Genomic DNA, 13,944 nt, shown 5'->3' on the forward strand with positions numbered 1-13,944 from the left:
GGCGGGCGAAGCCGAGCCACCCACAACATGGGCAAGAATATCGATGCCGCCCAGCCGCTCCAGCGCGGCCTTGGCCAGCGCTTCGCCGCCCTCCGCAGTCGTCAGGTCTGCCTGGACATATTGAACCCCCTCGATGGGATCCCTGATCGCGCGCGCCGCTGTAACGACACGGGCTCCCCCGGCTAGGAAGCGCTCGACCGTCGCGCGGCCCAGACCCTTGGTTCCACCGCTGACGAGGACGCGCTTGCCGGCGAACTCAATGGGGTCAGCATTGCTGTTCATACCGTGGTCTCCAGGGTTTTGATGGCGCCGTGCATCAGCGTAAAACAATAAGTGAAACGGAGCGGGCTGCCCGGGAAGTCACCATGCGCAGGACCTTCGACGACGACAGCTCCGTTTTCTTCCCGAACAGTATCGGGCGTGAAGATGGCCTTCACCGGGATCACTTCTTCCTCGAACAGCAACCGGATCGCCGCCTCTCCCTCGAAATGCTTGCCGTTATCGATGAAGACCGCGTCGCGCAGGAAGGGCATCAACATGCCGTCGATATCGAGACGGGCGTTTGCTTCGATATATTCGGCTATCGGCTGGGGTAGGTCCACTGACATGATTATCTCCTCGACGGTGACGAGGCCTATTTAGCGATGGACTTATCACCTGATAATCGAGTTAAAACGGCATAGCGTGTTACGGATAACGGGATAATGCCTCGCCATTCGCTGATCGAGCTCGAAGCGGTTCTTGCCATCGTTCTATGCGGCTCATTTCGAGCAGCGGCGATCGATCTCGGCATGTCGACCACGGCCATCAGCAATGCAGTCGGCAAACTCGAGCGGGAGCTGGGCGTGCGACTATTCAATCGCACCACCCGCAGCGTCTCGCTCACCGACGCGGGGCGGACCTTCGTCATACAGATCAAATCGGCGCTTGAGGACATCCAAAAAGCGATGAACACGGCGCGCTCCCAGCAGGAGACGCCGTCCGGCACCCTGCGCATCAATGCCTTCGCAACGGCTGCGCGAGAGATAATGGCGCCCTTGGTCGTGAGCTATCTGCAGCGCTATCCACAGGTTCACATCGACCTCGTCACTGAGGGACGGCTTGTTGACGTTGTGGCGGCGGGCTTCGATCTGGGAGTGCGCAGCGCGGATCTGGTGCCAAGCGACGCGATCGCCATACCACTGGCTCAGATGCGACGCATGGCCGTTGCCGCATCCCCTGCTCTTTTCGAAAGCACGGCGATCCCCCAAGTGCCCCACGAACTGCTCACTTACCCTTGCGTTCGTGTGCGGCTCCCCAATGGCGCATTGTTCCGATGGCGGTTCGAGAAGGGCGGCGAGGAACTGCAGCTCGACGTTGAAGGCCCGATCACCCTCGATGAAGCCTCCCTTACCCGGATTGCGGTGATGAACGGCTTGGGCATCGGCTATTTCATGGAAGCCGATGTACGCGACGACATCGCAGCGGGCCGGCTCGTGCGCATTCTCGAAGACTGGACGCCGCCGCTTGTGCCGCTGTGCCTCTATTATTCCAATCGACGCAATCCCTCTGCAGCCTTCCAGGCCTTTATCGCGCTCGCGCGCGACTTCGCCACCGGGCGGCTCACACTGCCTTGAGACTGTGGATTGGATGCCCTTAATGGACGGGCCTCGCCGAAAATCCGCTTACAGTGCCCCTCGACAGATCTGCCATAAGCAACAAGCCACGGGGGCTCATCTGAAAGACCGGCGAAGCGCGGCAATCCCCCTCTGGGAGCAGGGCGGGACAGCGTTTACCTCAGTCGCTCAACCAATCGGATATAATTTCGCCCTTATGTCCTTCGGGCGCTAACGCCGCGCGCAAAGCTTCCAACAATGGCGGCAGCATCTGCGTGAAAGCGTAGGGCGCATTGACGATAAAGAGGCCTGCGCCGTTATAGATGCCCGGTTGCTCGCTATCGTAAAGCCAATGTTCCACTCGCAGCAATTTCGGGATGCCGAGCTTGCATAACTGCTCCATCCACCGCCAATGCGTGGCGCGGTCTTTCAGCGGAAACCAGATCACCGTCACACCGTGCGCCCATTTGCGGTGAGCGGCGGCGAGGGTCGCGGTTATGCGCGCGCGCTCGTCTGGCTGCTCGTAGGGCGGGTCGACCACCACCACGCCGCGCGCGGTGCGCGGCGGCAACATAGCCAGCCAAAGTTCGTAGGCGTCGCGTTCATGCACCGCCGCGCTGCTGCCCCGCATCACACCCCGCAGGATGTAAGCGTCTTCCGGGTGCTTCTCGTTAAGAATCAGGAAGTCCTGCGGGCGCAAAAGTTGCGCCAGAATCTGCGGCGAGCCGGGGTAAAGGTGCGGTTCGCCCCCCACATTCACCGCCTGCACAGCGGCGCGGTAGTCATCCAGCAAGGGGTTGGGATCGGCAATGGCCTGCAGCACGCCCCGCGTGGCCTCGCCGGTGCGTTTGGCTTCGTCGCTGCCAAGGTCGTACAGCCCGCAGCCGGCATGGGTGTCGATCAGGGTCAGCCCGCCCTGCTTGCGCTGCAAGGCCGACACCAAGGCGATCAGGAGGGTGTGCTTTACGACGTCGGCGCTATTGCCGGCATGGAAGGAATGGCGATAATTCATCGTGATTCAAAATTCTGACGATCTGCCCATACACAAGCTGCTGGACCTTCTGCAAAGCGAATTTATGGCTGTGCCGGTATCGCTGGGTGCGAAAGCCGAGAGTCAGGCGGAGCAACGAATTCGGTGCCCGGATAGGGTGGGGCGGAAATGAACGACCCTTCTCAGACGCTCATCGGCCGGGTGCCGCTTCCCAGCCGCCGACAGTATTGGGCGCTGCGCACGGAATCCGTCAGGGCAAAGTGCGAGCGCGATATAGCTTGCCCCATATGAGATTGCAGGATCGATTTTCGAATCGCCCCGAATCATAACGAAGGGAGAGGGTTCGATTACCCTCCACCTGTCACCGATTATAGCAGCCGCCCCAGTAACCCGGCGTTGGTTTTCCCAAGCTCGATCACCTCATTGCCGCGACCGCTGATGATTGCCTTGGCCATGTACAATGTGAAGCCCCTGACCTGCTCGAGCGTGATCTTGGGGGGCATGGACAGTTCCGTCCTTGCCGTGACAGCGTCGAGCAAGGCAGGCCCCGGATGGGACAAGACTTCCCTGACGCCGGCGTCGACCTGACCGGGATCGGTGACACGCACGCCATGCATGCCGATTGATCGCGCCATCCCGGCAAAATCGGGGTTGTCGAGCGAGACGCCGGTTTCGATCAATCCTGCTGCCTTCATCTCCATCTCGACAAAACCCAATGTGCCATTGTTGAAGACGATGATTTTAATTGGCAGCCCCAGTTGCCGGAGGGTCAGCAGTTCGCCCATCAGCATCGCCAGCCCACCGTCGCCGGACAAGGTTACCACCTGTCGGCCAGGGTAAGCCGACTGCGCGCCGATCGCCTGCGGCAGCGCGTTGGCCATCGAGCCGTGATTGAACGACCCGATCAGACGGCGTCGGCCATTCATCTTCAGGTAACGCGCCGCCCAGATGGTCGGCGTACCGACGTCGCAGGCAAAGACAGCGTCGTCATCTGCCTGTTCGCTGATGACACGAGCCACGTGCTGCGGGTGAATTACGCCGCTGCCTGCCTTCCCATAGGCAAGGTCATCGAGACCCTTACGGGCATCGGCATAATTGGCCCGGGCTTTCTCCAAAAATACGCTGGCCCGGCCTTCCGTCAGCATTGGCAGCAGCGCTTGGATCGTCGGTCCGACATCTCCGACCAGCCCGATGTCGATGCCCGTCCGCCGCCCCAGATTCTCCGGCCGCAGGTCGATCTGGGCGACCTTGGCTTTCGTCGGATAGAATTGGCGATAGGGAAAGTCCGTGCCGAGCATCAGCAGCGTGTCGCATCCCATCATCGCGTCATAGCCGCTGGAAAAACCGATTAGGCCCGTCATGCCGACGTCATAGGGATTGTCGTATTCCACGAACTCCTTGCCGCCCAGCGCATGGACGACCGGAGCCTGAAGGCGTTCGGCGAGAGTCACCAGCGCCGCATGCGCCATGCGGCAGCCCCGTCCGGCAAGAATGGTGACACGCCCTGCCCCGTTGAGCAGCGCGGCCAGCCGTTCGAGATCATCCGGTGACGGGACGACCACCGCCGGTTGCGGCAACAACGCGCTCGCCGCACGGGCAAGCTGTCCGCCGGCCGGGAGCAGCGCGACATCGCCCGGGATCGCGACAACGGAGACGCCGCGATGACCGACCGCCGAGCGGATCGCCGTGTCGAGCGTTCGGGGCATCTGGTCGCCATTCGAGATGGTCTCGCAATACACGCTGCATTCGCGGAACAAGGCCTCCGGCCGTGTTTCCTGGAAATAGTTGGAACCGATCTCTGCGCTGGGCACCTGCGCCGCAATGGCCAGCACAGGCACACGCGTGCGGTTGCAGTCATATAGCCCGTTGATGAGATGCATATTGCCCGGCCCGCACGAGCCGGCACAGACGGCCAGTTTCCCGGTCAGTTGCGCCTCCGCGCCGGCAGCGAACGCGGCGGCTTCCTCATTGCGGACATGCACCCATTCGATCTTCCCCTGCCGTCGCAGGCTATCGGTCAGGCCATTGAGGCTGTCACCGACCACACCATAGATGCGCTCCACCCCTGCCAGGTGGAGGGTTTCGGCGAACAAGTCTGCAATGGTGGTCTTGGACATGTCATTTCTCCGAGCGACGGCAGTACCGAGTATCTTTCAACTGAGTATGGCCGGGAGGCAAACGCGCTTAGCGACGTTCGAGATGCAAGAGATGCAGTCAAGCAACCATAATTTGCGCAATGGCGCAGCCGCGAGCGATATGGCATTTCGAAATCCCGGAAACGCGCACGAGGCACCATGTTTTGGATGTATGGCGCGGCCTGTTAAGGCGTCGCCTGCCGTAGTGCTTCTGTGAGCGAGCCGACCCATGCAGGACCTCAGCTCCCATTTTCCTCGCCAAGCTGCGGACCGTCCGGTTTTGGCAGGGTAGCTATCTCTTGTTGATCTATACGGTTATCAGCCTTCGAACGATACGAGACTGCCGGTCGACCCTCCGGACGATACGCGCTCGTGGCTTTTGGAGATAGTGGGGTGAAGGTATTCGGCCTTTGCATTCGTCATGACCCGCGATAGGCGCGCCCTTATGATGAACATTCCCTGGGACCAGCCCGCGACGCTGATCGATCTGGATGGCAAGACGCCAGTAATCGGATTACTGCTCGAATGCGTGATGCACTTCTCGCTCTTCAAGCTTTTCGCCAAGGAGCAGGCGCGCATCCTGCTGACGCAGCCTGTGTTCCGCGAAGGCCGCAAAACCCGCACCTGGGTTCTCAATCCCGACGAAATCGAAAAACTCGTCGAGCGCCTCAATGCCGAGAGGAAGGCGGACCAATGAGTTCGCGCGATTAGGCGGCGCCCCTCGCGTTAATCGTGGCGGAAAGGGCGAGGATCGTGCGCGCATGCCGCAAGGCCACGGCTTCGCGGTCCGCGCCATAGCCACCGCCCAGCGTGCTTGCCAATGGAATGCCGCGCCGCTTCGCCTCTGTCGCCACAAAGCAATCGCGGTCCGCAAGGCCCTCGTCGGTCAAGGACAGCCGGCCAAGCTTGTCGTCCGCATGGGCATCGACGCCTGCCTGCAGGAGGATCAGTTCCGGCATGAAATGATCGAGGACAGGGCGCAGCGATCCGGTCAACGCTTCCAGATAGCCGGCGTCGTCCGTCGCATCGGGCAGTCCGATATCCAGTGAAGAGCGCGCCTTGCGTGTGGGGAAGTTCTTCTCGGCATGAATGGAAAGCGTGAAGATGTCGCTGCGTCCTGCAGTCAGGGCTGCAGTTCCATCGCCCTGGTGCACGTCGAGATCGAGGATCAGGATGCGCGAGACATCGCCCTCGTCGATCAGCCTGTTGGCGGCGAGCGCCAGATCATTGAATACGCAATAGCCCGCGCCGGAATCGGCCAGGGCATGGTGGCTACCGCCGGCGGAATTCGCAGCATATCCGTACTGCAGCGCCAGCTTCGCCGCGAGCCATGTTCCACCAGGGGAGAGTTGCGATCGCCGGGAGATCCGCTCGTCAATCACAAAGCCAATCCGCCGCTGCTTGGCCGCCGACACCGAGCAACTGATGACTTCGTCGACATAGGCCGGCTCGTGGACAGCCTCGAGCCATTCTCGCGGCATGACTTCGGGTGAATGGACCGTCATTGCGACGCCACTTTCGTCCAGCACACGCATGACCAGCGCATACTTGTCATGCGGGAAAGTGCCCCCGCGCTCGGTTTCGACCACATACCCGGGATGATGGACGACGTGCAGCATGGCCTTGCAGGTAGAACCCCTAGGCACACAGGTCGAGCAGCATTGCTGAGTTTATGGCCTGACGATTTCACCCGGGGGCTTCAGCAATGGAGGCTCAGGTCGTAGCGCCATCGGCAGAAGCCGCTCGCTGTGAGGGCAGCGAGGCTTTGTTCTCTAGCGTATGAACCCGAACATTCTCTCGCCGGTCGCGATGTCGCACCCGAATTGTCGCGCGAAGGGGGACATAAGATGTGGACGGTTCACAATGCTCAGGGAGCGGACCCTATGCTGCAGGCGACGACGAGCAGCGAGTGTTGTCGCTACAGTCTTTGGCACTCTTCAAGCGCGCCAATGCCCCCGTTAACGAAGCGGATCACAGCTCGGCAAGTATCGTCGCCGCGTATAGGACCGAACTCCGCCTCGCCCCCCTTCAAATCGCCATAGCCATCTGCGGCGTCGCCCTTAACCGCCCCATGTCGCGGACGGGCGGGGCCCCGAAGAGGCGGCGATATTCGCGGCTGAACTGGGAGGGACTGTCGTAGCCGACGCGGAAGCCCGCCTCTGCCGCGTCAAGCCGGTCGGCTAGCATCAGCGCCCGCGCTTCCTGCAACCGCAGCTGCTTTTGATATTGCAGCGGGGTCATGGCGGTGGCGCGGCGGAAATGGTCATGGAAGCTCGACAGGCTCATGCCGGCGAGGGCGGCAAGGTGCGGCCCGCTAAATGGTTCGCGGAAATGGGCCTTGAGCCAGGTGATCGCTTGGGCGAGTTGGCTAGTGCGGCTTTCGCCGCTGGCTATCGCGCGCAGGACGCCCCCGCCCGGCCCCGTCATCAGCCGCACCAGCAATTCCCGCTCGATCAGCGGCGCGAGCAGCGGCGCGGTCACCGGATCGCCGAGCAGCGCCGTCAGCCGCGTCGCCGCGTCCATCAGTTCAGGCGTCATCGGGTGTAGTGTCATCCCGCCCCTCTCCTCTGTACCCGCCGGCAGGGGCGGGAGGGTTAGCGCGATATCGGACAGTAGCGCGGGATCGAGATAGAGGCAGAAGCAGAGATAAGGCGCGTCCACGCTCGCCTGCGTCACAGCGCCTGTAATGGGAAGGTCGAGCGAGGCGACGAGATAGCTGGCAGGGCCGTAGTCGATCACCGCATCGCCAAGCAGCACGCGCTTGCCGCCCTGCGCGATGATACACAGCGCCGGGCGCTGCACCATATGCACCGGCTCGCCACCCTGGCCCGAGCGGACCAACGCGAGTCGAGCGATGGGCGTATCGATGATGCCGTCGCGCTCGGCGTATCGGGCAATCTGCCTAGCCAGTTCTTGATGCACCATCAGCGCTTCTCCCAGAGCGGTAGGTACGATCATCTTACGCAGTGATACCGATCGATCCAGCTCGACGCCAGAAATCTGGAATATCGTGCAATCATCGCGGATGACTATTCTACCTCCTCCCGACGAGATCGCGCAATCTAGGGGCATCGGATCGATGGTTCGGTCCGTCTGAACAGGAGTGACTATCATGGCTATCGAAAGTAAGGTCATCGCGATTACCGGCGCCAGCAGCGGCATCGGCGAAGGCACGGCACGGCTGCTGGCGGCGCGTGGCGCGAAGTTGATGCTGGGCGCACGCCGCACCGACCGGCTCGCCGCGCTGGCGGAGGAACTGAACGCAGCGGGAGGCACGGTCGCCTTCCGGTCGCTCGATGTCACCGACCGCGACGATTTCGAAGCGTTCATCGCCGCGACGGAGGCCGACTACGGCCGCGTTGATGTGCTGGTCAACAATGCGGGCCTGATGCCGCTGTCGCGCTTCGACAGCCTGAAGGTTGACGAATGGGACCGGATGATCGACGTCAACATCCGCGGAGTCCTGCACGGCATAGCCGCCGCCCTCCCTCGCTTCAAGGGCCAGGGCAGCGGCCAGTTCGTCAACATTTCGTCGATCGGCGGCTATGCCGTGTGGCCGACCTGCGGCGTCTACAGCGCGACAAAATACGCAGTGCGCGCCATCTCGGAGGCGTTGCGCATGGAGCATGACGACATTCGCGTCACCATCATCGCGCCGGGCGTCGTGGAATCGGAACTGGCCCACACCATCACCGATCCGGTAGCGGCGCAGGCAATGGTCGATTTCCGCTCCATCGCGCTCACTCCGGACGCGATCGCGCGCGCCATCGCCTATGCGGTCGAGCAGCCGGCGGATGTGGACGTTAATACGCTGATCGTCCGGCCGGTTCGGTCAACGATCTGACGAAGATGGGGGGCTTTCGCATATTGCCCCCCGTAACCGGGATGGAGCCAGAGTCCTGAGCGCGCGTGGATTTCTCGAAGCCTTCAACAGCGGCCAAAAGGTGCAAAATCCCGAATTATTACTACGAGCCCGACCGTCTGAAATGGCGCACGATGCGGCGTCCGCGCTTATCCGCACCGAACCTCGCCGGTCACTCAGCGCTCGAGTTTCGCTCCCCACGAATGCCTCGCCGAGTTGGCCGTTCAATTTGGCTCCCATCGGCTTTTGGTGCGTTAGCATGACATGCCGCATCACAAGCTGACCTTGCCGACCAAGATATGCATCTCCTGCCAGCGGCCGTTCGCATGGCGCAAGAAGTGGGCCCGTGACTGGGACGAGGTCAAGTTCTGCTCGCAGCGCTGCCGCGGCGTGGGGGTGAAGCAGCGGCCATGACCACGCTCGTTCCCGTGCTGGGCGACCAACTGTCGCTCGATCTCTCGTCGCTGCGCGCGGCAGTGCCCGGCGATGCCGTCGTACTGATGATGGAGGTCGCCGAAGAGACGACCTATGTTCGCCACCACAAGATCAAGCTCGCCTACATCTTCTCTGCGATGCGGCATCATGCCCTGGCGCTCGAGACAGCTGGATGGCGCGTCGATTACGTGCGACTGGACGATCCTGAAAACAGCGGCAATTTCACGGGCGAGGTTGCTCGCGCGATCCAGCGGCACGACCCGGAACGGATTGTCGTCACCGAAGCGGGAGAATGGCGCGTCGCCGCCATGCTGGATAGCTGGGAGACGCTGTTCGGCCGGCCAGTCGAGATCTGCCCGGATACGCGATTCGTGTGCTCGCACGGCGAGTTCGATGCATGGGCGAGCGAGCGGCGCGAACTGACCATGGAGTTCTTCTATCGCGACATGCGGAGGAAGACCGGTCTTCTGATGGACAATGGCAAGCCGGTCGGCGAGCGCTGGAACTTCGACAAGGACAATCGCAAGCCCGCGCAGGCCGACCTGCTGATGCCGCGTCCGCTCCGTTTCACGCCCGACCAGGTCACCCGCGATGTCATCGCGCTGGTGAACGACCGGTTCGGCGATCATCCCGGCGATTTGGAAGCCTTCGACTATGCCGTGACCGCCGCGGACGCCGAGCGACAAGCCGTCAGCTTTTTTGCGAGCGCGCTGCCGCAATTCGGCGACTACGAGGACGCGATGCTGACCGGCGAGCGGTTCCTCTGGCACTCGATCCTGTCACCCTACATCAATTCGGGACTGCTCGATCCGCTCGACTTGTGCCGGCGAGCCGAAGCCGCATATCGCAGCGGCGCCGCCCCGCTCAATTCGGTCGAGGGCTATATCCGCCAGATCATCGGGTGGCGCGAGTACATGCGCGGCATCTACTGGCGCGAAGGCCCCGGCTATGTCGATCGCAACTTCCTGGAGCATGGCCGGGCGCTTCCGAACTGGTACTGGACCGGCGATACCGACATGCACTGTCTGTCGGAAACGATCGGGCAGACGCTCGCGACCGCGCATGCGCACCATATCCAGCGGTTAATGGTGACAGGGAATTTCGCGCTGCTGATCGGCGCCGATCCCAAGCAGGTGCACCTGTGGTATCTCGAAGTCTATCTCGATGCCTATGAGTGGGTCGAACTGCCCAATACGCTGGGTATGAGCCAGTTCGGCGATGGCGGGCTGCTCGGATCAAAACCCTATGTCTCGTCGGGCGCCTACATCAACCGGATGTCGGATTACTGCGGCACCTGCCGCTACAACGTCAAGGAGCGGATAGGCGACGACGCATGCCCGTTCAACGCACTCTATTGGGATTTCCTTGCTCGTCATCGGCATAAGCTGGAGGGCAACCGTCGACTGGCGATGCCGTACCGCACCTGGGATCGGCAATCGGAAGCGGATCAGCAGGCGACCCTAGACCAAGCGGCGGCGTTCCTTCGCCGGCTCGATATAGACGGCGGCGCGTCGTATTGATGGCGCGAATGACCGCACCGCCTTCCACAGGGCCGGAATTTACGAATGACAGGGGCGACACTTGTTGGTCGTTCAGCCACCCAATTCGGCTCCTTAGGTGCGGAACGTCCGCTCATGTCTCCCCAATATGCCGCAAGACGATCCGCGCGGAGCTGGTCGAATAGCGCATAAAAGGCCCGTCAGTCGGCTGATATGCCGTAAAATCGAGCCGCCGGCTTTTTGACATGTCCGTAACCACCTCGATCGGTCGGCCAGTCTCTTGCCCGCATCGGATCGGAATCATTGACCCCATGCGCTGTTTCCGCCCATCTCCACCGATGCGCTGTATCGACGGAGGATTTGGGATTGGATCGGTGGCAAGCCATGAGGATTTTCGTCCGGGTGGCAGAAACCGCGAGCTTCGCCGAGACGGCAAGGCAAATGCACCTCAGCCCGCCGGCGGTCACACGTGCGATATCCTATCTGGAAGACGAGATCGGCGTGCGGCTCCTTGCGCGAACCACCCGGTCGGTGAAGATGACCGAGGCCGGGCAACGCTATTTCGACGACTGCAGGCGGATCCTTGCCGATATCGCCGAGGCCGAGGCTTCGGCGGCGGGATCGCACGGCAACCCCGCAGGCACGCTCGTGGTTACCGCGCCGGTCATGTTCGGACAGATGCATGTGCTTCCGATCCTGCTGGACTACCTCGATCTCTACCCCCGCGTAACCGGCAGGAGCCTGTTCCTCGACCGCAGCGTGAACATCGTCGAGGAAGGGATCGATGTCGCGATCAGGATCGGCAATCTGCCGCGGTCAGGCCCTGACCGCGACGCGCGTAGGCTGGGTGCGCCGGATGATCTGCGGCGCGCCCTCCTACTTCGCAAAGCACGGGGTTCCCCGATCCCCTGCCGATCTTGCCGAGCACCGTGTCATCATGCCGACCGGCGCCTGGGTTTCGCCCGAGTGGCATTTCGGCCCGGATTCACGCACTAGCGTCACCGTTCACCCGCGCTTGCTGTGCAACACCAACCAGGCCGCCATAGCCGCAGCCGAACAGGGCTGGGGCATCACCCGAGTGCTGTCCTACCAGATCGATCCGGCGCTGGCGCAGGGCCGCCTCCAGTCCGTGCTCGACGATCATGCGGAAAGCCCGATGCCGATACACGTGGTCCATGGCGAGGGCCAACGCGCGACCGCCAAAGTGCGCGCTTTCGTCGATCTCGCCGTCGAAACGCTGCGGAACAACGCGCGCCTTCAATAGCGGCCATTGCGCAATAATTCCAGCGATCGGAACAATGACTTTCAAACTTGGCGAATTATCGCTTCGCTTAGTAAGAATTATACTCCCTCCTAAAGCTGACGCAGATAGCTCAGCGGTTTCGACGAGGGTGGAAAAATGACCAAGCAACTGATCCTGTCCCTGATGCTCGCGGGCGCGGCCATCGCCTCTCCCACCGCCGCAATGGCTGCTCCCGCGCAGCAGAGCATCGCGTCCAGCGCGGCACCGGTGACCGTTCATTACCGCACCGCGACCATCGAGGGCGTGAAGATGGCCTACCGCGAGGCGGGTCCGGCCGATGGTCCGGTGGTCCTGTTGCTGCACGGCTTCCCCACGTCCTCGCACATGTTCCGCAACCTGATCCCGCTGCTGGCGGATCGCTATCACCTCGTCGCGCCGGACTATCCCGGCTTCGGCGAGAGCGACGCGCCCGATCACAAGCAGTTTGCTTACGGTTTCGGACACTATGCCGACATAGTCGATGCGCTGATGGGCCAGATCGGTGCCCAGCGCTATGCGATGTACGTCATGGATTACGGCGCGCCCGTGGGCTACCGGCTGGCGCTCAAGCACCCCGAGCGGGTGAGCGGGCTGATCGTCCAGAATGGCAACGCCTATGACGAAGGGCTCGGCGCGTTCTGGGACCCCATCAAGGCCTACTGGAAAAGCGGTTCGGCGAAGGACCGGGCAGCGCAGGCCTGGCTGGTGACGCCCAAGGCGACCAAGTTCCAGTACACCGACGGCGTCCGTGACGAGTCGCGGATCAGCCCGGACAACTGGGTTCACGACCAGGCGCTACTCGACCGGCCGGGCAACAGCGATATCCAGCTCGACCTGTTCTACGACTACCGCACCAATGTGCCGCTGTACCCGCAGTTCCAGCAGTTCTTCCGCGAGCGCAAGCCGCCGACGATCATCCTGTGGGGCAAGAACGACAAGATCTTCCCCGAATCCGGCGCGCATCCGTACCTGCGGGATCTGCCCGAGGCCAAACTCCATATGCTCGATACCGGGCATTTCGCCCTCGAGGACAAGCTGGACGAGATGGCGCCGCTGATTCGGGGTTTCCTCGACCGAAAGGTCGCGCCGCGCTGAACTTGGGCGGGGCGGTGCCGAACTGCCCCGTCCGCCTATCTTGCGTCAAATCGGAAGATTCGCCATGTCTTACGGATTTCTCGATATCGCCATGACCCCCAGCGTCCGCGAGGCGCAGGCGGAAATGGGCGCGGACAGACAGTGGGCCCATTTCGAGGGAGACCGCGAATTCGACCGGTTCACCGCGATCGAGGCCGCCTTCATCGCCGCACGCGACAGCTTCTACATGGGCTCTGTCTCGGAAGACGGCTGGCCTTATGTCCAGCACCGCGGCGGCCCTGCCGGATTCCTCAAGATGGTCGACGAACGCACACTGGCCTTCGCCGACTATCGCGGCAACCGCCAGTACATCAGCACCGGCAATCTGGCCGCAAACGACCGGGCCTCCCTGTTCCTGATGGACTACCCCCGCCGCATGCGGCTCAAGATCTACGCCCATGTCGACAAGCTGGCGCTTGACGAAGAGCCGGCTCTGACCGAACTAGTCATGGACCGTGGCTACAAGGCGCGGCCCGAGCGCATCTTCCGGTTCCGGCTAAAGGCATTTGACTGGAACTGCCCCCAGCACATCACCGCCCGCTTCACCGAGCGGGAGATCGAACAGGCAATACGCCCGCTGCAAGAGCGTATGGCCGAACTGCAAGCCGAGAGCGAGGCGCCGCGCCTTCGGCTTGAGCAACCGGGAGAAGCGTGATGGAAAGTTCGCGCCCGCCTTTGCCGCCCAGGCAATGATGGTCGTCGATAAAGAAGCGTATGGCCCAGACATCGCGTGGTCTGAGCGGACGCTTAGCACCAATGATTTGACCCGTGTTCCAGGGGTGTCTTTCATGTACGCCTCGGTCTAGGTCTGATAGTCCTGGCAGTTCTCCCATGACATGAAAGGTCGCTACGTAAACGCGCGAACTGCCTGATGCGTTGATGAAAGCGGTGAAAAATTACTTGAGTTGCCGCCCTGATTCCTGACGATCGCGGGTCTAATTCCACTCCCTGGAACTGCTTCTTCGTTCATGTGACGGGCGTGGGACGACAGCCGCCGATGGACGGCGTGGC

The 13,944-nt window shown here is 62.1% G+C and carries 13 protein-coding genes and 2 pseudogenes; 8 read left to right on the plus strand and 7 right to left on the minus strand.

The genetic code is table 11. From position 1 onward, the window contains the following. Together PMI02_RS15140 and PMI02_RS15145 are read right to left on the minus strand one after the other, a co-directional pair. Window positions 1-282: SDR family NAD(P)-dependent oxidoreductase (locus PMI02_RS15140; RefSeq protein WP_007684325.1), on the minus strand; the 282-nt coding region annotated here is incomplete at its 3' end. Then, entirely contained in the window at window positions 279-608 is a 330-nt protein-coding gene (locus PMI02_RS15145) for a nuclear transport factor 2 family protein (RefSeq protein ID WP_007684327.1), read from the minus strand. The genes PMI02_RS15140 and PMI02_RS15145, both read right to left, overlap by 4 nt. Window positions 609-704: 96 nt before the next feature. On the opposite strand from PMI02_RS15145, the gene PMI02_RS15150 reads away from it, so the two are divergent. Then, complete coding sequence (locus tag PMI02_RS15150; protein ID WP_007684329.1) at window positions 705-1,616, plus strand: LysR family transcriptional regulator; 912 nt, start codon at window positions 705-707, stop codon at window positions 1,614-1,616. A 160-nt stretch (window positions 1,617-1,776) separates the two neighbouring features. Here the strand turns inward: PMI02_RS15150 and PMI02_RS15155 are convergent, their stop codons facing one another. Both PMI02_RS15155 and poxB read right to left on the minus strand, forming a co-directional pair. After that, the gene (locus tag PMI02_RS15155) at window positions 1,777-2,607 is read right to left on the minus strand and encodes a 23S rRNA (adenine(2030)-N(6))-methyltransferase RlmJ (RefSeq protein WP_007684331.1); all 831 of its coding nucleotides are present in this window, start codon (window positions 2,605-2,607) and stop codon (window positions 1,777-1,779) included. 347 nt (window positions 2,608-2,954) lie between these two features. Then, window positions 2,955-4,703, minus strand: a complete 1,749-nt coding sequence (poxB, locus tag PMI02_RS15160; protein ID WP_007684333.1) for a ubiquinone-dependent pyruvate dehydrogenase — start codon at window positions 4,701-4,703, stop codon at window positions 2,955-2,957. A 463-nt stretch (window positions 4,704-5,166) separates the two neighbouring features. On the opposite strand from poxB, the gene PMI02_RS15165 reads away from it, so the two are divergent. Next, window positions 5,167-5,418 carry a hypothetical protein gene (locus PMI02_RS15165; RefSeq protein WP_007684334.1) on the plus strand — a complete coding sequence of 84 codons (252 nt, stop codon included), beginning with the start codon at window positions 5,167-5,169 and terminating at the stop codon, window positions 5,416-5,418. A gap of 10 nt (window positions 5,419-5,428) precedes the next feature. On the opposite strand, the gene PMI02_RS15170 is transcribed toward PMI02_RS15165, so the two are convergent. Next, window positions 5,429-6,340 (minus strand): histone deacetylase, encoded by a 912-nt coding sequence (locus tag PMI02_RS15170; RefSeq protein ID WP_007684336.1) that lies wholly within the window; start codon window positions 6,338-6,340, stop codon window positions 5,429-5,431. 409 nt (window positions 6,341-6,749) lie between these two features. Continuing rightward, window positions 6,750-7,679 (minus strand): AraC family transcriptional regulator, encoded by a 930-nt coding sequence (locus tag PMI02_RS15175; protein ID WP_238539086.1) that lies wholly within the window; start codon window positions 7,677-7,679, stop codon window positions 6,750-6,752. A 154-nt stretch (window positions 7,680-7,833) separates the two neighbouring features. On the opposite strand from PMI02_RS15175, the gene PMI02_RS15180 reads away from it, so the two are divergent. The 3 genes from PMI02_RS15180 (at window position 7,834) to PMI02_RS15185 (ending at window position 10,538) form a co-directional block, all read left to right on the plus strand. After that, window positions 7,834-8,565 carry an SDR family oxidoreductase gene (locus tag PMI02_RS15180; RefSeq protein WP_007684340.1) on the plus strand — a complete coding sequence of 244 codons (732 nt, stop codon included), beginning with the start codon at window positions 7,834-7,836 and terminating at the stop codon, window positions 8,563-8,565. A gap of 282 nt (window positions 8,566-8,847) precedes the next feature. Further along, on the plus strand, window positions 8,848-8,997 hold the full coding sequence (locus tag PMI02_RS26455) for a DUF2256 domain-containing protein (RefSeq protein ID WP_081496712.1): 150 nt from the start codon (window positions 8,848-8,850) through the stop codon (window positions 8,995-8,997). Beyond that, window positions 8,994-10,538 (plus strand): cryptochrome/photolyase family protein, encoded by a 1,545-nt coding sequence (locus PMI02_RS15185; RefSeq protein WP_007684343.1) that lies wholly within the window; start codon window positions 8,994-8,996, stop codon window positions 10,536-10,538. Before PMI02_RS26455 ends, PMI02_RS15185 begins: the two co-directional genes overlap by 4 nt. Window positions 10,539-10,672: 134 nt before the next feature. On the opposite strand, the pseudogene PMI02_RS28400 reads toward PMI02_RS15185, so the two are convergent. Then, window positions 10,673-10,794: pseudogene (locus PMI02_RS28400) on the minus strand (NAD-dependent dehydratase); the annotation flags it as partial. A 107-nt stretch (window positions 10,795-10,901) separates the two neighbouring features. Here PMI02_RS28400 and PMI02_RS15195 point away from each other — a divergent pair. From PMI02_RS15195 to PMI02_RS15205, 3 genes and pseudogenes are all read left to right on the plus strand, one after another. After that, a pseudogene (locus tag PMI02_RS15195) lies at window positions 10,902-11,781 on the plus strand (LysR family transcriptional regulator). A gap of 135 nt (window positions 11,782-11,916) precedes the next feature. Then, the gene (locus PMI02_RS15200; protein ID WP_007684346.1) at window positions 11,917-12,894 is read left to right on the plus strand and encodes an alpha/beta fold hydrolase; all 978 of its coding nucleotides are present in this window, start codon (window positions 11,917-11,919) and stop codon (window positions 12,892-12,894) included. A gap of 64 nt (window positions 12,895-12,958) precedes the next feature. Further along, window positions 12,959-13,588: a pyridoxamine 5'-phosphate oxidase family protein gene (locus PMI02_RS15205; RefSeq protein ID WP_007684347.1), complete on the plus strand. Its 630-nt coding sequence runs from the start codon at window positions 12,959-12,961 to the stop codon at window positions 13,586-13,588. The last annotated feature ends 356 nt before the right edge of the window (window positions 13,589-13,944 follow it).

Source organism: Novosphingobium sp. AP12 (genome assembly GCF_000281975.1).
GTDB lineage: Bacteria > Pseudomonadota > Alphaproteobacteria > Sphingomonadales > Sphingomonadaceae > Novosphingobium.